This is a genomic window from Micromonospora sp. CA-240977 (assembly GCF_050942285.1).
GTDB lineage: Bacteria > Actinomycetota > Actinomycetes > Mycobacteriales > Micromonosporaceae > Micromonospora.
Genome location: NZ_CP192055.1, coordinates 7,000,824 through 7,020,195, shown reverse-complemented (window position 1 = coordinate 7,020,195; position 19,372 = coordinate 7,000,824). Strand labels below are relative to the sequence as shown.

The 19,372-nt window shown below is 74.4% G+C and carries 16 protein-coding genes, 1 pseudogene and 1 riboswitch; of the genes and pseudogenes, 7 read left to right on the top strand and 10 right to left on the bottom strand.

Translation table 11 applies throughout. The features are described 5' to 3' along the window. Nucleotides 1–42: 42 nt before the first annotated feature. From ACQPWW_RS31960 to ACQPWW_RS31950, 3 genes are all read right to left on the bottom strand, one after another. Nucleotides 43–291, bottom strand: a complete 249-nt coding sequence (locus ACQPWW_RS31960) for a hypothetical protein (protein ID WP_433127528.1) — start codon at nt 289–291, stop codon at nt 43–45. Between the two features lie 77 nt (nt 292–368). Beyond that, nucleotides 369–1,307 (bottom strand): GNAT family N-acetyltransferase, encoded by a 939-nt coding sequence (locus ACQPWW_RS31955; RefSeq protein ID WP_433127527.1) that lies wholly within the window; start codon nt 1,305–1,307, stop codon nt 369–371. Nucleotides 1,308–1,347: 40 nt separating this feature from the next. Then, entirely contained in the window at nt 1,348–3,942 is a 2,595-nt protein-coding gene (locus tag ACQPWW_RS31950) for a S8 family serine peptidase (protein WP_433127526.1), read from the bottom strand. A gap of 228 nt (nt 3,943–4,170) precedes the next feature. Here ACQPWW_RS31950 and ACQPWW_RS31945 point away from each other — a divergent pair, with 228 nt between their 5' ends. Both ACQPWW_RS31945 and ACQPWW_RS31940 read left to right on the top strand, forming a co-directional pair. Further along, nucleotides 4,171–5,988: a glycerol-3-phosphate dehydrogenase/oxidase gene (locus tag ACQPWW_RS31945; protein ID WP_433134704.1), complete on the top strand. Its 1,818-nt coding sequence runs from the start codon at nt 4,171–4,173 to the stop codon at nt 5,986–5,988. Nucleotides 5,989–6,076: 88 nt separating this feature from the next. After that, nucleotides 6,077–6,610 (top strand): hypothetical protein, encoded by a 534-nt coding sequence (locus ACQPWW_RS31940; RefSeq protein WP_433127525.1) that lies wholly within the window; start codon nt 6,077–6,079, stop codon nt 6,608–6,610. A 12-nt stretch (nt 6,611–6,622) separates the two neighbouring features. Here ACQPWW_RS31940 and ACQPWW_RS31935 read toward each other — a convergent pair whose 3' ends face one another. Further along, on the bottom strand, nt 6,623–8,023 hold the full coding sequence (locus tag ACQPWW_RS31935) for an FAD-binding oxidoreductase (protein ID WP_433127524.1): 1,401 nt from the start codon (nt 8,021–8,023) through the stop codon (nt 6,623–6,625). A 68-nt stretch (nt 8,024–8,091) separates the two neighbouring features. Between ACQPWW_RS31935 and ACQPWW_RS31930 the strand changes: the two genes are divergently transcribed. Beyond that, on the top strand, nt 8,092–8,382 hold the full coding sequence (locus ACQPWW_RS31930) for a DUF4031 domain-containing protein (RefSeq protein ID WP_433127523.1): 291 nt from the start codon (nt 8,092–8,094) through the stop codon (nt 8,380–8,382). Here the strand turns inward: ACQPWW_RS31930 and ACQPWW_RS31925 are convergent. Next, nucleotides 8,348–9,010: an HD domain-containing protein gene (locus tag ACQPWW_RS31925; RefSeq protein WP_433127522.1), complete on the bottom strand. Its 663-nt coding sequence runs from the start codon at nt 9,008–9,010 to the stop codon at nt 8,348–8,350. The genes ACQPWW_RS31930 and ACQPWW_RS31925 overlap by 35 nt on opposite strands. Nucleotides 9,011–9,116: 106 nt before the next feature. Here ACQPWW_RS31925 and ACQPWW_RS31920 point away from each other — a divergent pair, with 106 nt between their 5' ends. Beyond that, on the top strand, nt 9,117–10,352 hold the full coding sequence (locus tag ACQPWW_RS31920) for an FUSC family protein (protein WP_433127521.1): 1,236 nt from the start codon (nt 9,117–9,119) through the stop codon (nt 10,350–10,352). A gap of 15 nt (nt 10,353–10,367) precedes the next feature. On the opposite strand, the gene ACQPWW_RS31915 is transcribed toward ACQPWW_RS31920, so the two are convergent. Continuing rightward, entirely contained in the window at nt 10,368–11,636 is a 1,269-nt protein-coding gene (locus ACQPWW_RS31915) for an aminotransferase class V-fold PLP-dependent enzyme (RefSeq protein ID WP_433127520.1), read from the bottom strand. 46 nt (nt 11,637–11,682) lie between these two features. Continuing rightward, a riboswitch (SAM riboswitch) is annotated at nt 11,683–11,803 on the bottom strand. Between the two features lie 23 nt (nt 11,804–11,826). On the opposite strand from ACQPWW_RS31915, the gene ACQPWW_RS31910 reads away from it, so the two are divergent. Continuing rightward, nucleotides 11,827–13,308 (top strand): PrsW family intramembrane metalloprotease, encoded by a 1,482-nt coding sequence (locus ACQPWW_RS31910; protein WP_433127519.1) that lies wholly within the window; start codon nt 11,827–11,829, stop codon nt 13,306–13,308. Nucleotides 13,309–13,331: 23 nt separating this feature from the next. On the opposite strand, the gene ACQPWW_RS31905 is transcribed toward ACQPWW_RS31910, so the two are convergent. Further along, nucleotides 13,332–13,499: a hypothetical protein gene (locus ACQPWW_RS31905; protein WP_433127518.1), complete on the bottom strand. Its 168-nt coding sequence runs from the start codon at nt 13,497–13,499 to the stop codon at nt 13,332–13,334. Between the two features lie 93 nt (nt 13,500–13,592). Beyond that, entirely contained in the window at nt 13,593–13,931 is a 339-nt protein-coding gene (locus ACQPWW_RS31900; protein ID WP_357808065.1) for a GroES family chaperonin, read from the bottom strand. A 106-nt stretch (nt 13,932–14,037) separates the two neighbouring features. On the opposite strand from ACQPWW_RS31900, the gene ACQPWW_RS31895 reads away from it, so the two are divergent. Next, on the top strand, nt 14,038–15,402 hold the full coding sequence (locus tag ACQPWW_RS31895) for an AI-2E family transporter (RefSeq protein ID WP_433127517.1): 1,365 nt from the start codon (nt 14,038–14,040) through the stop codon (nt 15,400–15,402). 16 nt (nt 15,403–15,418) lie between these two features. Here ACQPWW_RS31895 and ACQPWW_RS31890 read toward each other — a convergent pair. Further along, nucleotides 15,419–17,620 (bottom strand): annotated as a pseudogene (locus ACQPWW_RS31890) (ATP-dependent DNA helicase); the annotation flags it as partial. Between the two features lie 104 nt (nt 17,621–17,724). Here ACQPWW_RS31890 and ACQPWW_RS31885 point away from each other — a divergent pair. Next, the gene (locus ACQPWW_RS31885) at nt 17,725–18,231 is read left to right on the top strand and encodes a DUF402 domain-containing protein (protein WP_357808056.1); all 507 of its coding nucleotides are present in this window, start codon (nt 17,725–17,727) and stop codon (nt 18,229–18,231) included. A 14-nt stretch (nt 18,232–18,245) separates the two neighbouring features. On the opposite strand, the gene sigJ is transcribed toward ACQPWW_RS31885, so the two are convergent. Then, nucleotides 18,246–19,211 carry an RNA polymerase sigma factor SigJ gene (gene sigJ, locus ACQPWW_RS31880; protein ID WP_433127516.1) on the bottom strand — a complete coding sequence of 322 codons (966 nt, stop codon included), beginning with the start codon at nt 19,209–19,211 and terminating at the stop codon, nt 18,246–18,248. Nucleotides 19,212–19,372: the final 161 nt, after the last annotated feature.

Genomic DNA, 19,372 nt, shown 5'->3' with positions numbered 1-19,372 from the left:
CCGGACGGGGCGGGCCGCTGACGCGGTCCGCCCCGTTCGTCGTCAGGTCGGCAGTGGGCGCTGGTTGCGCCGCTTCTGCGCCCGGTTGTACGGCGGAAGCAGTTGGATCGGCGCGTCCACCATCTCCCGTGGCTCCTCGGCGACCGCCGACTCGTCGTCGGTGGTCATCTCGGCCAGTTGCTCGGCGTCGCCGTAGTCGAGCCGGTCGAACGGCAGTTGGCCGGGGAGTTCGCCGACCGGTTTCCAGGTGATCGGCGGGCCGTCCTCGGTCTGGTCGTCATCCGTGGTCATGGCTGCCTCCTCTACCAAGACGGTAGGGGGCGTCGATGGCCGACGCGGGCGAATGGATCAATGCCCTATTTGCCCGGTTATGCCGCAGGTAGGGTCCGCCGGTACAGGAAGAAGACCCGCTCGATCCGGGCGCCCGCGCTGCCGGAATAGAACGGCACCGGGCCCACCCAGCCGATCTCCGCCCGGGTCAGCCCCGCCACCTGCTGGTCCCGCAGGCAGCGCCGCAACAGGACACCACCGATGCCCGACCCCTCGGCGGCCGGCGCGGTGCCCATCGGCCCGAACCAACTCGGCCGGGACGACCCGTACGCGGCGAAGCCGAGCACCTCGCCGTCCCGCTCCGCCAGGTGACAACCGGCGCCGTCACGACCCACCGACCCGGCCAGCTCACCGTCCCAGGTGCCACCGAAGGTGGACCGGGCGAACGCGGTCAACGCCGGCAGATCCGCCGGCTCCGCCCGGCGTACGGTCACCCCCTGGTCGGCCAGCCGCCGCTCGGCCGCCTCGGTGGACCGCAGTGCCGGCGACCCGTCGTGGGACAGGTCCGCTGTCATGTTCCAGGCGGTCCGATCCTGCCGGTAGCCGAGCGCGAGAGCGGCGCAGACCGCCGGGGTGTAGCGGACGTCGATGCCCGGCCACGCGTAGTACGGCGGGTTCCCGGCCAGCAGCACCTCGGTCACCCCGCGCTCGGCCAGCACCCGCTCGGCCCGCCGCAGCAGTGCCCGGCCGACGCCCCGGCGGCGGTGATCCGGCAGGACCGCGACCAGGTCCACGTGCCCGATGCCCGGCTCGGTCGACGACACCGAGCAGAGCAGCACCCCGACCAGGTCTGCCCCCCGGTACGCGCCAAGCCCCACCACCGGCCGGTCGGCGGCGGCGGCCCGGGGCCAGAGAACATCCACGATGGGGGCCGCCTCGGCGGCGTCCTCGGGCAGGTCGAGGGCCTGCTCGCAGAGCCGCGCCACGGTGGGGGCCAGGTCGGGGGTCAGTTCGGTGACGGTGATCTCGGCGTCCATGGTCGCCGACCCTAGATCACCGGGTGCTCCCGCGCGTACCTCACCGCCGGGCGGCTTCGACTGCCGCGTAGGCGTCGACCTGGCCCGAACCGGTGACGTTGGACGGGCCGCCGCAGGCGTCAGCCGGGTTGTCCGAGCGGTAGGTGGGTGTCGCCGCCGTCGCGGTGTCCCGCAGGATCTGCCGGGTACGGTCCACGTCGCCGACCAGCGCCGGGTTCGCCGACCACATCAGTGCGACCACCCCCGCCACCTGCGGTGTCGCCATCGAGGTGCCGTCCAACGCCGCGTACGTGCCGCCCGGCATCGCCGACACCACACCCACGCCCGGGGCCAGGACGTCCGGCTTAGCCGTGCCACCCGACACCGGCCCGCGCGAGGAGAACTCAGCGACCCGGCGTTGCGCGTCCACCGCGCCCACTGTCAACACGTCCGGGTACGGCGCCGGCGGGTCGTCGATCGACGCGCACCACGGCCCGGTGTTGCCGGCGGCGGCGACCACGAAGATCCCGGCGGCGTCCAGCGCGGCGGTGGCCGGCCGCAGCACACCCTTGTCGCAGCCCTCGATCGACGGGCAGCCCCACGAGTTGGTGAGCACCTGCGGGGCGCGCTCCGGACGACCGTCGGTGAACGGGTCGCCGCCGGCCGGGAAGGGCGCCAGCATGAACTGGAGGCAGTCCAGGTAGTGCGCGGGGTTGCCGAGGTTGCGGTCCAGGTTGACGCAGCCCACCCACTGGGCGTCCGGTGCCACCCCGATGCCGTCCCGCCCGACCGCGCTGCCCACCGTGTGGGTGCCGTGCCCGCCCTGGTCGGTCGGGCTCCGGGTGCCGTCCCACGGGTCGTACCAGGAGTCGTCCCCGCCGCGGAACCCGGCTCGCAACGCCGGATGGGTGCCGTCCACGCCCGAGTCCGAGCTGCCGACCACGATGCCGGCGCCGGTCACCCCGAGTTGGGACCACACCCGGTCGGCGCCGATCTGGCGGATGTTCCACTCGGGTCCGGTGGGCGTGGGCGCGGTGCCCCGGTTCTGCCCCGCCGGGGCCGGCAGCGGCCGCAGGCGCTGGCTGACCAGCACCCGGGCCACCTCCGGTCGGCGGGCGAGCCACGCCCGTACCGCCGGGCCGCCGTCCACCTCGACCGCGTTCACCAGGTAGTACGACACCGGGTCGAGTCGCAGTCGACCCAGCCCCCGGAGCAGGTCGGCCTGGCTGCGCTCGGCGGTCGTCACCAACCGCCGGTAGACCTCCGCCGCGCGGGCGTCCCGCCCGGCCCGACCTGGCTGGCTGGCCGGCAGGCCCGTCAGGTCGGCCTGCGCCCGCAGCACCACGAACAGCCGCTCGCCGTACAGGCCCGGTTGACCAGGACCCAGGTCCACCACGCCGAACGTCACGAGCAGCACCACGGCTGCCACCGCCGCGACCCGACGGCTCGGGGTCCGTGCCGCCCGCCGGGCGAGCAGCACCGCGTACCCGATGGCGACCAGGACGGCGACGGCGAGCCCGGCGCCGGCCGCGGCCGCCACCCAGAACGGGACGTCGCGGGTGCCGATCAGCAGCAGAGTGATCTCTTCCGGGTCGGTGAAGGCCAGCGGGCCGAGTGCGGCCAGGCCCACCAGCCAGCCGGTGGCCGTGCGGCCGGCGCGCGCGGCGTCGACCGGGTCGGCGGTGGGCCGCCACGTCGCGGCCCAGAGCGCGGCCAGGGCGAAACCCACCGGCGGCAGGGTCAGCAGCGCGGGCAACTGCGCGCCGGACTGGCCGGTGCCGGCCGCGAGCAGCAGCAGCGCCACCCCGGCGACCAGGCCCCCGACCAGCACCAGCCGAGCTGGCCGGGGTGGCCGGCCGACCGCGAACCGCGACCAGAAGGTGGCATCCAGCAGCGTCGCGGCCAGCACCCCGAGCGCCCCGGCCGCCAGGAGCGCGAGCGCGGTCTCCAGCAGCCCGCCCAGCGCGCCCAGCCAGGCCCACGGCAGCAGCAGCGCCATCCCGGCGGCGACCGCGAGCAGCGGCACCGGGCCGGACCCACGCAACCGCCTCACCAGCTCCGGACCCCCGACGGTCTCGGGTCGTGCGGCGTCGTGGTTCCCGGTGGTTTCGGGCTGCGCGGCGTCGTGGTTTCCGGTGGTTCCGGGCTGTGCGGCGTCGTGGTCCCCGACGGGCCGTCCTGCCTCGTGGTTTCCGGCGGGTGGCGCGCCGCCGGCCGGGCCGGCTGGTCCGGTGTGCGCCCGCCAGCGCGCCGACCAGCGCACGGCGAGCGCGCTGAGCAGCGCCGTGCCGGCCAGCGCGGCGAGGTACGCCTCGTGGTGCACCGGCGGCACGACCCGCAGCGCTGTCAGCACCCCGAGGGCGAGTGTCCCGATCAGCCAGGCCCGCCCGGTGGCCCGGACCGCCGTCGACCGGGGCAGCACGGCAAGCAGCAGGGCGGGCGTGCCCACCAGCACGACGGCGGTCAGCCCGAGCACCGGCCAGAGCCAGCCGACCCGGTCCCGTCCGAAGCCCAGCAGCAGCTGATCGGTCAGCCAGCCACCGGTCTGGGTGGCCACGGTGACCGCGACCGTCCAGCCGCCGACCAGCACGGCCGCGACCACCGGCCAAGGGGAACTGCGGTCGCTGACTCCGGGGTACGCGGGCTCACCGTGCATCCGAGAACCTTACGACCACGCTGAACAGTTTCGAACCGACTGCCTGATCGGAGAACCGTGGAGATCTTGGACAGTTTCCGTCAGCGACTGACGGAAACTGTCCAAGATCTCCCATTGGTCGGCTGAACCTGATGGGGGGATCCGCGCGTGACGTGACAGGGCGGGGGCGAGCGGCGAATGTCGACATGCCGGCGCGACGGTTACGGTGGACGGGTGCGTGACCCCAGCATCTCCCGATCCGTCGCCGGTCAGCTCTCGCCGGTCCGCCGTGCGTCCGACCTGCGTCGGCTGCGCGCCGAGCGCTTCGACGTGCTGGTCATCGGTGGCGGGGTGACCGGTGCGGGCGCCGCCCTGGACGCCGCGTCCCGGGGCCTGAAGGTGGCCCTTGTCGAAGCGCGCGATCTTGCCGCGGGCACCTCCAGCCGGTCCAGCAAGCTGATCCACGGTGGCCTGCGCTACCTGGAGCAGTTGGAGTTCCACCTGGTCCACGAGGCGCTCACCGAGCGTGGCCTGCTGGCCACCCGACTCGCGCCGCACCTGGTGCGCCCGGTGCCGTTCCTGGTGCCGCTGCCGGCCGGGCGGGGCCTGCGGGACCTGCCGGCCCGGATCTTCCGCCGCTCGTACTACGGCGCCGGCGTGGCCGCCTACGACGCCTTCGCCGGGGTCTTCGGCGCCGGCCGGGGCATGCCGCTGCACCGGCACCTGACCCGCGAGGGCGCCCGGAGGATCTTTCCGAGCCTGCGGGCCGACGCGCTGGCCGGGGCGATCCGCTACTACGACGGTCAGGTCGACGACGCCCGGCTGGTCGTCACCCTGGCCCGCACCGCGGCCAGCCTCGGTGCCACTGTGGTGAGCAGCGCGCGTGCCGTGGGGCTGATCCGGCAGGCGCGTGAGGTGACCGGTGTCCGGGTCCGCGACCTGGAGGCTCCGGCGGGCTCCCCGGATGCGGAGTTCGAGGTGCACGCCCGTACCGTCATCGCCGCCACCGGGGTGTGGAGCGACGACATGTCGCGGATGCTCAACGACGTGGGCCTGCGGCCCGGGGTCCGGGTGCGCGCCTCCAAGGGGGTGCACCTGGTGGTGCCCCGCTCGGCGATCACCGGCGAGACGGGGCTCATCCTGCGGACGGCGAAGTCGGTGCTCTTCGTCATCCCGTGGGGCGGGCACTGGATCATCGGCACGACGGACACCGACTGGCGACTGGACCGGTCCCACCCGGCCGCCTCGGCCCGCGACATCGACTACCTCCTGGAGCAGGTCAACACGGTGCTGGACCGGCCGTTGACCACCGCCGACATCGAGGGGGTGTACGCCGGGCTGCGACCACTGCTGGCCGGCGAGGCCGACTCGACCTCCAAACTCTCCCGTGAGCACGCGGTCTTCGAGCCGATGCTCGGGTTGCTGCTGGTGGCCGGTGGCAAGTACACGACGTACCGGGTGATGGCGTCCGACGTGGTCGACCGCGCCGCCCGCCGGCTCGGCGGCACCCGCTCGTCGCGTACTGCCGATCTGCCGTTGCTCGGGGCGGACGGTTACCCGGCGATGTGGCGGGACCGGGCCGACCTGGCCCGCCGGCACGGTGTGCCGGTGGGCGTGGTGGAGCACCTGCTGGAGCGGTACGGCACCCTCACCCTGGACCTGTTGGCGCTCATCGACGCGGATCCGCTGCTCGCGTCCCCGCTGGCCGGCGCCCCGGAGTACCTGACCGCGGAGGTCGCCTACGCGGCGCGGGCCGAGGGTGCGCTGCACCTGGAGGACGTGCTGACCCGGCGGACCCGGATCTCGTTCGAGACCAGCCACCGGGGGTTGGAGTCGGCGGAGCACACCGCCGAGTTGATGGGCGCGGTGCTCGGTTGGGACGCGGCCACCCGGGCCCGGGAGGTCGAGCACTACCGCGCCCGGGTGGAGGCGGAGCGGCAGTCGCAGTTGATGCCGGACGACGCCGCGGCGGACGCGGCCCGGCTCGGCGCTCCGGACGTCCGGGGTTATGCGGCAGATCGGGGTGGCGGCGACGATCAGGCTGAGCTGCGGCCGTCCGCTCGGTGATGAATTGTAACGTTACTGATGGGTAATCATCGATACCGGCCCGGATGGTGGTTTCGGTCGCTACCTACGGTGGGGTAGGTTTCCGCGCGTGCTTCGCCGCGCGCACCCTCGTCTGCTCCTACCGGTCCTCGCCGCCGTCCTCGTCGGTGCCCTGACCGGGTGCTCGCTGTTCAACAGGGAGCCGCGGGGCACTCCGGCGGCACAACCGTCCGCCTCGGCGGGTGTCGGCACGCAACTGGAGATCCCCACCACGGTTGCCGCCGGCCAGGTCAGCCTGCTTCAGCGGCTCGGCGCCGACGGCCCGCTGCGCACCCTGAGCGTCGAACGCGACGGCGCGTGGCAGTGCCTCGACTGCGCCGGTGACGGCGTCACCTCCCGGGGCACCCTCGCCCCGGAGCTGACCCAACGGCTCCAGGTGCTGCTCGCCGACCCGGCGCTGGCCGACGAGACCGATCAGGCCCGGAGATACCGCACCACCTGCATCGACGCGCTCACGTCCAGCCTGCTCACCTCGACCGGGCTGATCACCTCGCAGGACTGCCCCGGTGAGGAGCGCACGCCGGTCGCCGGGGAGATCCTGCTGCTGCTCACCCAGGCGACCCCGGCCGAGGTCAAGGGCTGACCCCGAGCCGGCTCAGAGCACCTTGCCCGGGTTGAGCAGACCCTCCGGGTCCAGCGCCGACTTGATCGCCTGGTGCACCCGGACGCCGACCGGCCCGATCTCTCGGGCCAGCCACTCCCGCTTGAGCAGCCCCACCCCGTGCTCGCCGGTGCAGGTGCCGCCCAGGTCCAGACCGAGCCGCATGATCTCGTCGAAGGCCCGTCGGCCGCGCCGCACGCTGGCCGGGTCGGCCCGGTCGACAACGATGTTCGGGTGCATGTTGCCGTCCCCGGCGTGCCCCACCACGCCGATCGGCACCTCGCACTCCACGGCGATCCGGGCCACCCCGTCCAGCAGCGCGGCGAGCGAGCCGCGCGGCACCGCCACGTCGTCGATCACCAGGCCGCCGTTGCCACCCGGGTAGGCGTCGGCGGCGAACTTCTCCATCGCCGGGTGGGCCAGCCGGCGGGCCTGCAACAGCGCCGCTGCCTCCACCGCGTCGGTGGCCGCGTAGACCTCGTCGGCGCCGGCCGCCGTGCACACCTCGGCCAGGCCGGCCAGGTCGTCGGCGGCCCGGTCGCCGGTGTCCGCGGCGGCCAGCAGCAGGGCCTGCGCGTCGGTCCGCAGCCCCATCGGCTGGTACGCCTCGATCGCCCGCAGGTGGGTCTGGTCGAGCAGCTCCAGCAGGCTGGGGGTGAGCCCACGGGCCGCGATCTCGGCCACCGCCGCGCCGGCCGCCGCGGTGGACCCGAAGACCGCCACCAGGGTCAGCGACTCGGCCGGCGCGGGCCGCAACGCCACTGTCACCTCGGTGATCACCCCGAGGGTGCCCTCCGAGCCCACGAAGAGCCGGGTCAGGTCGTAGCCGGCCACCCCCTTGGCCGTCCGCCGCCCGGTGCGCAGCACCTCACCGGAGGCGAGCACCACCTCCAGACCGAGCACGTACTCGGTGGTCACCCCGTACTTCACGCAGCACATGCCGCCGGCGTTGGTGGCCACGTTGCCGCCGATCGTGGACGACTCCCAGGAGCCGGGGTCCGGCGGGTACCAGAGCCCCTGCTTGGCCACCGCGCCGGCCAGCGCCGCGTTGACCACCCCCGGTTGGACCACAGCGATCCGGCTCACCGGGTCGATCTCCCGGATCTCGTCCATCGCGACGGTGCTGAGCACCACCGCGCCGTCCACCGCGTTCGCCGCGCCGGCCAGCCCGGTCCGCGCGCCCTGCGGCACCACTGGTACGCCGTGTCGCGCCGCCGCCCGGACCACCGCGACCACCTGTTCGGTGCTGCGGGGACGGGTCACCACGAGCGGGGTGCCGGCCGCGCACAGGTCGGCCTCGTCCCGCTGGTGCACGCGCAGCAGATCCGGGTCGGTGAGCACGGCGTCGGCGCCGAGCGCGGCGCGGAGGTCGTCCAGGAGCGTGGTGGGGGCCATGCAGCCGAGGCTAGGTCGCCGGCCGGCGATCATCAACATGATCAACTACGCGGGATAGTTTGGACGTCATGCTCTATCTGGACCGGCCGGCCTGGCCGTGGCGCGGTCGGCTCTGGTCACACCTGATCAGCGACGTCTCGTACGCCGAGCTACACGCCTTCGCCGAGGCACTCGGCGCGCCCCGGCGCGGCTTCGACCGGGACCACTACGACATCCCCGCCGACCGGTTCGCGGCGGCGGTCTGGCTCGGCGCCCAGGTGGTGCCGAGCCGGGAGCTGGTCCGGTTGCTCCGCGCCGCCGGTCTGCGCCGCCCGAAGCACCTGGTCAGCCCGCGCCCGACGGCGGCAGCGCGGCGGTGAGGGTGGCCAGCTCGCGACGCACGTTGCTCCGGGCGGGCTCCTCCCAACGGGCCGCCAGCGGCGGCAGCCGGAACAGCGCGGGCAGCGCCAGCAGGCCGCCCAGCACCGCCGCCCGCCCGCCCCGGAAGGCCGGCTCCGGCACGTGCGCGTACTCCCGGCGGATCGCCGTCGCGTACCTGTCGTACGCCGCCGGGGGCGCGGCCAGCACGGCGAGGTCCGCGTCGCAGAGCAGGGCGCCGTCCCGGTCGTCCGGACCCACCGCGTGCCCGGCGGTGAGCAGCACGAGTCGGCGTACCTCCGCCGCCGCGGGCACCGGCACCCCGAGCCCGCGGAGCACGCGCTCGGCCAGCGCGGCGCTGTCCTGTTCGTTGGCGTCGCCGGCGGCCCGCGGGTCGTAGACCGCGTCGTGCCACCAGGCCGCCAGCCGGACCAGGTCGGCCCGGTCGGCCAGCCCGGCGTGCTCGTCCACCACGTCGAGCACCGCCGTCAGGTGGGCCACCGTGTGATAGTGCCGGTGCGGCTCCCGCCACCGGTCGAGCAACCGCTCGCCGGCCCGGGTCCACCCCGCGCCCGGCTGCGCACCAGCACCCTGGGCTGCCGCCCGCCACCGCTCCAGCAGATCGACCACCGGCCGAGTCTGCCGCATCCGGCCACGGCGCGCGACGCGGAAGGATTCAGCCCGCCCGTCCCGGGTAGTCGCGCCCATGGCCGTGGCCCGGGACAAGCGACCACCAATGGTGCGACGTACCGCGCTGCGCGATGGGCTGGTGGACGTCGACGGCGCACGCATCGCCGAGGCCACCGAGCAACTGCGCCATCGCGGCCGGGCCACCCTGCACGACCGGCTGCACCGGGTGCGGATGGCCGGCGGCCTGGCCTTGCAGGCGGGGCTGGCCGCCGGGCTGGCGTACCTGATCTCGCACAAGGTGCTCGGCAACCCGCAACCGGTCTTCGCGCCGATCTCCGCGGTCGGCACCCTCGCCGCGTCGGTCGGTCAGCGGTTCCGGCGCACCGTGGAGCTGATCGTCGGGGTCGGGATCGGGGTGGCCATCGGCGACTTCCTGATCTACCTGCTCGGCACCGGGGCCTGGCAGCTCGGCCTGGTGGTCACCGTCGCGATCCTGTTCACGATCTTCGCCGGGGCGAGCGTCGCCATCGTCATCCAGGCCGCGGCCACGGCGGTGCTGATCGTGACGCTGAGCCCGTCCACCCAGAATCTGGAGATCCCACGCTTCGTCGACGCCTTCCTCGGCGGCGGCATCGCGCTCCTGGTGACCGCCGTGCTGCTGCCGCTCAACCCGCTCCGGGTGATCAACCGGGCCGCCCGGCCGGCGCTGGACCTGCTCGCCGCCCAGCTCGACGTCACCGCCGACGGGTTGCGCAGCCGAGACCGCGCCAGCGTCCAGCGCGCCCTGGACCGACTGCGCAACAACAAGGAGGAACTGGCCACGTTGTCCGAGGCGATCGAGGGGGCGAAGGAGACCGCCACCCTCTCCCCGGCCCGCTGGCACCGCCGCAGCGAGCTGATCCACTACGCCGAGGCGGCCGACCCGATCGACCGGGCGATGCGCAACTCCGGCACGTTGATCCGCCGGTCCGTCACCTTGATCGAGGACGAGGAGCCGGTGCCGGATCCGATGCCGGACGCGATCGGCCACCTCGCCGAGTCGGTCCGGCTGCTCAAGCACGAGTTCGCCGTTGGCGAGGAACCGGAGAAGGCCCGGGAGCGGTCACTGCGGGCGGTCAGCGAGGCCGGTCGGGCGTACGGGGCCGGCGTCGGTTTCTCCGGCAGCGTGGTCGTCGCCCAGATCCGGACCACCGCCAGTGACCTGCTGGTGGCGTCCGGGATCGACCAGGAGGAGGCGAACCGGTGGATCCGCACCGCCTTCGGGGAGCAGGAGCGGCCGATGGGTGAGCCGGCCGAGCCGGGCGAGCCGCCGAAACCGCCGACCGCCCCGCCCGTCGGCTGACCGCTGCCGCGCGCCTCAGCCCAGCTCGGCGAGCGCCGTGAGGAGCCGGTCCACCTGGTCGACGGTGCTGCCCAGGCCGATGCTGGCGCGCAACGCGGTGGGCGGCAGGTCCCGTCGGCCGGTCCGCCCCGCCGCCTCGGCGAGCAGCCGCCGGGCCAGCGGGTGGGCACAGAACAACCCGTCGCGTACGCCGATCCGGTGCCCGGTGGCCAGCCGCGCGGCCACGTCGGCGGAGTCCCAGCCGGCGACCACGAACGAGACGATGCCGACCCGGGGCGCGTCCGGGCCGAAGGTGCGCAGCTCCACGACGTGCGGCAGCGCCTCGATGCCGGCCCGCAGTCGCGCCAGCAGCGCCTGCTCGCGGGCGGCCAGCGCGACCCGGTCGGCCGCGCCCAGCGCCCCGCACACGGCCGCCAGCGCGACAGCGCCGAGCAGGTTCGGGGTGCCACCCTCGTGCCGGGCCGGACCGGTCGCCCAGGTCACGTCGTGGGTGGCCGGGCCGACGTGGCTGGTGGCGCCCCCACCGGCCAGGTACGGCGGGGCGGCGTCCAGCCAGTCCGCCCGGCCGATCAGCACACCCGCGCCGAACGGCGCGTACAGCTTGTGGCCGGACACGGCCAAGTAGTCGACGTCGAGCGCGAGCAGGTCGACCGGGGCGTGCGGGGCGAGCTGCGCGGCATCGAGCACGATCCGGGCACCGTGCCGGTGCGCCACCCGGGCCAGTTCGGCGACCGGCCACCGCTCACCTGTCACGTTGCTCGCACCGGTCACCGCGACCAGCACCGGCAGCGCCGGGCTGCTGCCCCGGCGCAGCTCGGTGAGGGCGGCGGCGAGGTCGCGTACCGCCCCGGCGGGATCGGCGGGCACCGGCAGTCGCACCGAGCCGCGCGGCCAGGGCAGCAGGTTGGCGTGGTGCTCGCCCGCGAAGGTGACCACTGTCGTGCCGGCCGGCAGCGACCGCGCCAGCAGGTTGAGCGCGTCGGTGGTGTTGCGGGTGAAGATCACGTGATCGTCGGCGCGGACGCCGAAGAAGTCACCGACCGTCTGCCGGGCCTGCTCGTAGGCGAGGGTGCAGCGCCGCGACAGCGCGCCCGCGCCGCGGTGCACGCTGGCGTACCAGGGCAGTAGCTCGGCCACCGCGTCGGCGGCGGCCCGTGCGCACGGTGCGCTCGCCGCGTAGTCGAGGTTGATCTCACCCGGCACGCCGAGGACGTCCAGCGGCGCCGACGGCGCGGGCGCGACAGTGGGCAGGGCGGGCAGCGAGGGAACGAGGGTGACGGGCATGCCGGAACCTCCGGGGTCAGGGACCCCGGGTGCGGCATCGGGACGGGGTCCGCGCTTGCCCAGCACACCGATCGGGCTGGGCCCGGTCATCACCCGGGGCACCCCACCGCGAACTCGACGAGGGTTGCCGGCCAGCAAGCCGGGGCTTGACGCTGGCGCTCGTGACCTGCCGGCAGCATAGCGGCAACCGATGCGACCGGACCAGCCGGCGGCGGATGGCTACGCTGACCGCATGGCCGACACCCCGCCCGGTACGCCCCTGCCGTCGTCGCCCGCGCCCGTGGCCCCGTCCGTCGGCGGGGCGCCCGGGATGCCGCAGCGCCGGCTGGGCTGGCGGCGTTTCGTCGCGTTGGCCGGGGTGGTGCTGCTCATCGCCGCCTGCGCGGTGTTCATGGTCTTCACGCTCGGCCAGACGCTCGGCGTGCAGGCCCTCCTGATCGGGGTGGCCGCCGCCGTCCTGCCGGTGCCGGTGCTCGTCGCCTGCTTCCTCTGGCTGGACCGGTACGAACCGGAGCCATTGCAGTATCTGATCTTCTGCTTCGCCTGGGGAGCGTTCGTCTCCACCGCCGCCTCACTCAAGGTCAACGACTTCGCCGCCAACCAGTTCGCCGACTGGGGGCTGCCCGACGCGCTCACCGGCGTGCTGGTGGCGCCGTTCATCGAGGAGTTGACAAAGGCGCTGGGCCCGATCCTGCTGCTGGTGTTCCGTCGGCGTGAGTGGTCCGGGATCACCGACGGCCTGGTCTACTGCGGCCTGTCCGCTGTCGGGTTCGCCATGGTGGAGAACATCCTCTACCTGGGCGGGCTGGGCTACGCGTCCGGAGCCGACAGGTACGGTCCGGTGACCGGCATCAACCAGGTCATCGCGATCTTCATCCTGCGGATCCTGCTGTTCGGGTTCGCCCATCCGCTCTTCACCTCGATGACCGGTGTGGGGCTGGGCATCGCGGCGCGGACGGCCGACCGGCGGGTCCGGGTGCTCGCCCCGATCGCCGGCCTGCTGCTGGCGATGATGTTGCACGGCACGTGGAACCTGCTGCCCACGCTGACCCAGGCCACCGGCCAAGCGTTGATCATGCTGTACGGCTTCCTGGGCCTGATGGTGCCTGTCTTCTTCGGCACCGTGGGTTTCGCGGTGTGGCTGCGCGCCTGGGAGGGGCGGCTCACCGAGCGGACCCTGCCGGACTACGTCCGCGCCGGCTGGCTGAGCCCACCCGAGGTGGCCGCGTTGAGCAGCCTCGGCCGGCGGCACGCGGCCCGCAGTTGGGCGCGGCGGGTGGCCGGCGACGCCGGGGTGCGGGCGATGCGCGGCTACCAGTCCGCCGCCACCCGACTGGCCCTGCTGCGCGACGGCTCGCTGCGCGGCCTGGACCGCAAGCCCGCCGACCAGGAACGGACCGCACGGGAGGAGCGGGAGTTGCTGGACGCTCTCGTCGCGTACCGGTCGTTCTTCGTCGGTCGGGACCCGCAGGCCCCGACGGGGGTCTGGGACGGCAGCCGCTACCACCTGCGCTTCCCGGACGGTACGCAGCGCGTGGTGGACGCGCCGGACGAGCCGGTGGTGCCGATCCCGGTGGTGCTGACCCCCGCGCCAGCGCCTCCGGTGGGCTACGCCCCGCCCGGCTGGCCCGGGATGCGCTCGGCGGCGCCGTGGCCGCCGGGTCACCCCTGACGGCCGGCGCCCCGGCCGCGGCCTCAGGTCATCAGGGAGGTGAGGAAGTCACCGAAGCCCTGGAACATGGCGATCAGCGCACCCCCGACGGCCCTGAACATCTGCGCGGCGCCGTCCGGCCGGAAGGCCATGAAGTAGATCAGGAACGCGACACTGCCCCAGGTCAACAGCTTCTTCACGAATACCGGCATCGTCCCTCCCCAGGGCCACGGTCGCCGGATGGCTTCCCGTCGTGCGGCCGGGCAAACGATGCGCGGCGCGGCCCGCTGGCCGGGGGAGGTGCGTCAGAGGTAGAGGCCGGTGGGGTCGTTCTCGATCCGCTCGGCGGCCACCGCGTGCACGTCGCGTTCCCGCAGCAGCACGTATCCGCGGCCGTGCAGCTCGACCTCGGAGCGGTCGTCCGGGTCGAAGAGCACCCGGTCGCCGGAGACGATGGCGCGCACGTTCGGCCCCACCCCGACCGCGGTCGCCCAGGCGAGGCGCTTGCCGACCTGGGCGGTCGCCGGGATGACGATGCCGGCGGTGGAGCGGCGCTCGCCCTCGCCGCCCTCCATCCGAACCAGCACGCGGTCGTGCAGCAGACGGATCGGCAGGCCGGCGTCCAGATCATTGTCGGCGGTCACGCCGCAGACGCTACCGTGTGGCCGACGGCAGGTCCGCCGGTGGTTACGCCGGTGGTGATCGGGGCATTGTGTGGCGGAACTGCCCTACGGTGTCGGGAACGGACGTATGCTGTCCGACCTGTCGCCGTGGGTGGGCCGGTTTCACTGCCAGGAGGTGCGCTTGAGCCGCTTCGAGCGGGTACGCGGGCGGCTGCGCCGCGCCTACCAGGCGCGACAGGAGCCTGCGCGTGCCGACGAGGGCGTGTCGGGTGAGGCGCTGAGCGACGCGGCGGAGGCGACCCGGGTGGCGTCGCCGGCCGTGCCCGGTCCGGTCGCGCCACCGACGGCCACTGTCGTCGGCGCGGAACCTCCGCTGGACCTGCACAGCTCGACCTCCAGCCGGGACGACGCCGACGTCCCGCACGGGCTGCGGATCGCGGCCGCCTGGTGCTGGCGGCTGATCGTGATCGGTGTGGTCGCCTGGGCCCTGCTCAGGATCGTCAGCACCGTCAAAATCGTGATCATTCCGCTGGCCGTCGCGCTGCTGCTCTCCGCGCTGCTCGCGCCGGCGGTGGGCTGGCTGCTGCGGGCGCGACTGCCCCGGTCGCTGGCGACGGCGGTGGTGCTTGTCGGCGGTCTCGCCGCGGTGATCGGCACGCTGACGCTCGTGGTGAACGAGTTCATCCGGGGTGTGCCGGAGCTGAGCGAGAAGTCCTCGCAGGGTGTCCGGCAGATCCAGAACTGGCTGAAGACAGGTCCGCTGCACCTCTCCGACACCCAGCTCGACCGCTACATCGACGAGGCGCAGGCCTGGATCAACGACAACACGTCGAGGTTCACCAGCGGCGCACTGAGCACCGCCGCGACGCTGGCGGAGGTGCTGACCGGCACGCTGCTGGTGCTGTTCGCGACGTTCTTCTTCCTGCGCGACGGCAACCGGATCTGGCGTTTCCTGGTCCGGCTGTTGCCGGTGGCGGCCCGGTGGAAGGTCGACGACGCCGGCCGGGCCTCCTGGCACACGCTCGGCGCCTACGTCCGAGCGACGGTGCTGGTCGCCTTCATCGACGCGGTCGGCATCGGCATCTTCCTTGTCGTCTTCGACATCCCGTTCGCCTTCCCCCTCGCCGCGCTGGTCTTCCTCGGCGCGTTCATCCCGATCGTCGGCGCGGCGCTCTCCGGTGGCGTGGCGGTGCTTGTGGCACTCGTCGACAGCGGCCCGGTCACCGCGTTGATCATCCTGGGCGTGGTGATCGGTGTGCAGCAGGTGGAGGGGCACGTGCTCCAACCGCTGATCATGGGACGGGCGGTCGCCCTCCACCCGCTCGCGGTGATCATCGGCATCGCCGCCGGTGTCGTCCTGGCCGGCATCACCGGTGCGCTGGTCTCCGTGCCGCTCATCGCGGTGCTGAACACTGCCGTCCGCCGGCTCGCCGCCCGGAGGGTCCCGGACACCCCGCCGGACGCCGTGGTCGTCGCCGCACAGGCACCCTGACCCGCGCCGCCGCCGGTCAGGACTTGGCGAGGCGTTGCAGGGCGCCGCGGGCCACCTCGGGGCGGGTCGTGTACCAGAAAGGCGGCAGCGAGCGGCGCAGGAACGGCCCGTAGCCCCGGGCCGTCTCCAGCCGGGAGTCGAGCACCGCGACCACGCCCCGGTCGCCGGTCGCCCGGATCAGCCGACCCACGCCCTGAGCCAGTCGCACCGCCGCGATCGGCACGCTGACCGCGGAGAAGCCGGAACCACCGCCCGCGTCCACGGCCGCGGCACGGGCTGCCGCCAACGGCTCGTCCGGGCGCGGAAAGGGCAGCCGGTCGATGACGACGAGCTGGCAGGCGTCACCCGGCACGTCCACCCCCTGCCAGAGCGACATCACGCCGAACAGGCAGCTCGCGCGCTCCTCCCGGAAACGGCGGACCAGCAGCGGCAGCGCCTCCTCGCCCTGCAACAGCACCGGCAGGTCGGTCCGCGCGCGCACCAGCTCGGCCGCCTGCTGCGCGGCCCGCCGAGAGGAGAAGAGCCCGAGAGTACGACCACCGAGCGCCTCGACCAGCCCGAGCAGCTCCTCCCCGGCAGCGTCGGGCAGCCCGGAGACGCTGGGGCGGGGCAGGTGCGCGGCGACGTACAGGATGCCCTGCCGGGCGTAGTCGAACGGCGAACCAACGTCGAGTGACCGCCAGCCGGGGCCCTCGGTCGCCGGTACGACGGCGGTCGGGGCGGCGTCGCCGGCGAGCCGACGGCCCGGCGCCTCGGCGGTCGGGCGACCCGGGCCGGTGCGGGCCGCCAGTGCGGCCGCGGCGGGGGTCGGCGGGGCGGGCGGCGGCGCGTCCAACCCGAGGGCGCGGGCCACCGTGTCGAACCGGCCACCCAGCGCCAGGGTCGCCGAGGTGGCGACGACGGTGCGCTCGTCGTACAGGTGGGTGGCGAGGGTGCCGGCCACCGACAGCGGCGCGACCACAAGTGCCCGGCGGCTGCCGCTGTCGTTCTTCTCCACCCAGGCCACGTCGTGGTCGGCCTCCTCCAGCAGCCGCTGGGCGGTGGTGGACAGCTCGTCCAGCGCGGCCTTGGCCTGCTGCTTGCGGACCGGGTCGGGGTCGTCGGACTTGATGTCGCCGATCGCGTCCAGGGCGGCGCGGGTCGCCGCGTCGAGCAGCGTGCACGCCTCCCGCAGGGGCGTCGGCAGCCCGGCGGTGATGCGCCCGGCCGGCGCCTCGGCCAGCCCGACCGCGAGGGCGTCGCCGGCGGCGGTGAGCGCCTCGGCGGTCTCCGGCCGCAGCAGCGTGCGGGCCCGGCGGGCGGTCCGGTCGATCAGCTCCGGCACCAGCTCCGCCTGGGCGGCGGAGGAGACCCGGTCGGCCAGCTCGTGCGCCTCGTCGACGATGAGCAGCTTGTGCGGCGGCACGATGTGCCGGTCGGCGAGCATGTCGACAGCGAGCAGGCTGTGGTTGGTCACCACGATGTCGGCCTCCCGGGCGCGGGCCCGCGACGCCTCGGCGAAGCACTCCTGCCCGAACGGGCAGCGGGTCGCCCCGACGCACTCCCGGGCCGGCATCGACACCAGCCGCCAGGCCTGGTCGTCGACGCCTGGGTCCAGCTCGTCCCGGTCGCCGGTGGCGGTCCGCTCGGCCCAGGCGCGCAGCCGCTCGACCTGCTTGCCCAACCGGCCCGCCTCTCCGAGCCACTTCGTCCCACCCCCGGGGCGGGCCGCCGGGGCGTCGAAGAGGGTGTCCTCCGGCTCCTCCTCGGTGGAGTTGTCGAGTCGGGCGAGGCAGAGGTAGTGGTGGCGGCCCTTGAGCACCGCGAAGGTGGGCCGACGGCCGAGCAGCGGCTCCACCGCGTCGGCCAGTCGGGGCAGGTCGTGGTCGACAAGCTGCGACTGCAACGCCAGGGTGGCCGTGGAGACCACCACCGGGCCGTCCACGGTGAGCGCCGGCGCGAGGTAGGCAAGCGACTTGCCGGTGCCGGTGCCCGCCTGCACGAGCAGGTGCTCGCCGCCGGCCACGCACTCCTCGATCGCCGTGGTCATCTGCTGCTGGCCGGGGCGTTCCGCGCCGTCGGGCACTGCGCCGACCGCCGCCGCCAGCAACTCCGTGCCACTGGGTCGGGCACCCCGCCGCCGGCCCTTGGCGCGGGCCGACGGGGTACCGGAACCGGTGGCGGTGCGGGGCGGAGTCACCGTGCGACGGTACCCGCCGCCGCCGACACCGGCCGCGCCCATCCGCCGCGTGGCGCGCGGCCGGCCAGGCTGGCCCCCGCGGTCGCGTCGCCCGGTTACCGCCGCGCTACGACGGGTGGGCAGTATCGGTTAGGGTGCGAATCATGCCGAGCGACATGGTCCGAGTGATCTACCGCAAGTACGACGGCAGCGCCCACCGCGACTACCCGGCCCGCCGGCTCACCGAGGACGACCTCGGCATCTGGCTCGGCGTGCCCCAGGGCACCGAGTCGGTCTACCATGGCCGGCCGTCGGTGGAGAAGATCCCGTTCGTTCTGCTGGTGCCACACCGCGCCTGGTGGACGGCCATGTTCAACCCCCCGCCCCGCACCAGCGAGGTCTACTGCGACATCACCACCCCGGCCCACTGGGAGTCCGACGACACCGTCCACCTGATCGACCTGGACCTGGACGTCGTCCGGCGTCGCGCCACCGGCCTGGTGGAGCTGCTCGACGAGGACGAGTTCGCCGAGCACCGGGCCCGGTTCGGCTATCCGGACGACGTGGTGGCCGAGGCCGAGGCCGCGGCCCAGCGACTCTTCGGCGCGCTCGGCGACGGCACCGAGCCGTTCGCCACCTCGTACCGCAAGTGGTTGGCCCTGGTGGTCTGACGCCCACGGCCAGCTCACCAGCGCGGTGGCCAGCCGTCGTCGTCGCCGAGCGGGGGCAGGTCGGCCAGCTTCTCCGGGTTGATCTGGTTGTAGATGGCGGTGATCCGGCCCTGGTCCACGGCGAACACGGTGACCAGGCGGATCGGCCGCCCGTCACTGTGCACGGTCTCCATCTGCAGGCCGAGCGCGCCATCGACGAGCACGGGCCGGGCCAGCACCCGACCGGCGTAGCGGCCGGCCCGGCCGAACAGGCCGAGCGTGAAGCGACCCACGGCGTCCGCGCCGACGACCGGCTGGCGGGCCGAGGGGTAGTGCCCGCCCGAGTCACCGACGAAGATCACGTCCGGCGCGAGCACCTGGAGTAGCTGGTCCAGGTCGCCGGACTCGGTGGCAGCGACGAACGCTTCGAGCACCCGGCGCTGCTCGGCCAGGTCCGCTGTGTGCCGGGGCACGTCCGGCGCGGTGACCGCCCGGCGTGCCCGGTGGGCGAGCTGTCGGGCGGCCACCTCGGTGGTGCCCAGCACGTCGGCGACCCCGGCGAACGGCACCGCGAACACGTCGTGCAGCACGAGCGCGACCCGCTGCTCTGGCGCGAGCCGCTCCAGCACGACGAGCAGCGCCGTGCCGAGCTGATCGGTGCGGACCGCCCGCTCGGCCGGGTCGGGCGCGTACCCGTCCGTCGGCGTCGCGGCGCCCAGCGGGCTCACCACCGGCTCCGGCAGCCACTGCCCGGGGTACGCCTCCCGGCGGACCCGCGCCGAGCGGAGCACGTCCAGGCAGATCCGGGCGCAGGTGGTGGTCAGCCACGCGGACAGGTCGCGGATCTCGGCGCGGGCGCCCGGGTCGGCGAGGGCCCCGGCGTAGCGCAGCCAGGTCTCCTGCACCGCGTCCTCCGCCTCACTGCGGCTCCCCAGCATCCGGCGGGCCACCGAGAGCAGCCGCCCCCGCTCGGCCTCGAACTCCGTCGCCAGATCCCGCACGACCCACCACCCTCCCCGTCGGCGCCGGTCTGGCGTCCATCCTCCCGCCGACCGGGCGCGCCGGCAGCCCCGCACCCGACGCCGGTCCGCACCGCGGGCCGCGCCGACCGGGGGTGGGGTGGGTGGGCCTCGGCGGGCGGATCGCCTGCGAGTGGGCGATG

Coding starts and splice junctions, on each gene's coding strand:
- ACQPWW_RS31960 (WP_433127528.1), bottom strand. CDS start 291: ATGACCACGGATGACGACCAGACCGAGGACGGCCCGCCGATCACCTGG.
- ACQPWW_RS31955 (WP_433127527.1), bottom strand. CDS start 1,307: ATGGACGCCGAGATCACCGTCACCGAACTGACCCCCGACCTGGCCCCC.
- ACQPWW_RS31950 (WP_433127526.1), bottom strand. CDS start 3,942: ATGCACGGTGAGCCCGCGTACCCCGGAGTCAGCGACCGCAGTTCCCCT.
- ACQPWW_RS31935 (WP_433127524.1), bottom strand. CDS start 8,023: ATGGCCCCCACCACGCTCCTGGACGACCTCCGCGCCGCGCTCGGCGCC.
- ACQPWW_RS31930 (WP_433127523.1), top strand. CDS start 8,092: ATGCTCTATCTGGACCGGCCGGCCTGGCCGTGGCGCGGTCGGCTCTGG.
- ACQPWW_RS31920 (WP_433127521.1), top strand. CDS start 9,117: ATGGTGCGACGTACCGCGCTGCGCGATGGGCTGGTGGACGTCGACGGC.
- ACQPWW_RS31915 (WP_433127520.1), bottom strand. CDS start 11,636: ATGCCCGTCACCCTCGTTCCCTCGCTGCCCGCCCTGCCCACTGTCGCG.
- ACQPWW_RS31910 (WP_433127519.1), top strand. CDS start 11,827: ATGCGACCGGACCAGCCGGCGGCGGATGGCTACGCTGACCGCATGGCC.
- ACQPWW_RS31905 (WP_433127518.1), bottom strand. CDS start 13,499: ATGCCGGTATTCGTGAAGAAGCTGTTGACCTGGGGCAGTGTCGCGTTC.
- ACQPWW_RS31895 (WP_433127517.1), top strand. CDS start 14,038: ATGCTGTCCGACCTGTCGCCGTGGGTGGGCCGGTTTCACTGCCAGGAG.
- ACQPWW_RS31885 (WP_357808056.1), top strand. CDS start 17,725: ATGCCGAGCGACATGGTCCGAGTGATCTACCGCAAGTACGACGGCAGC.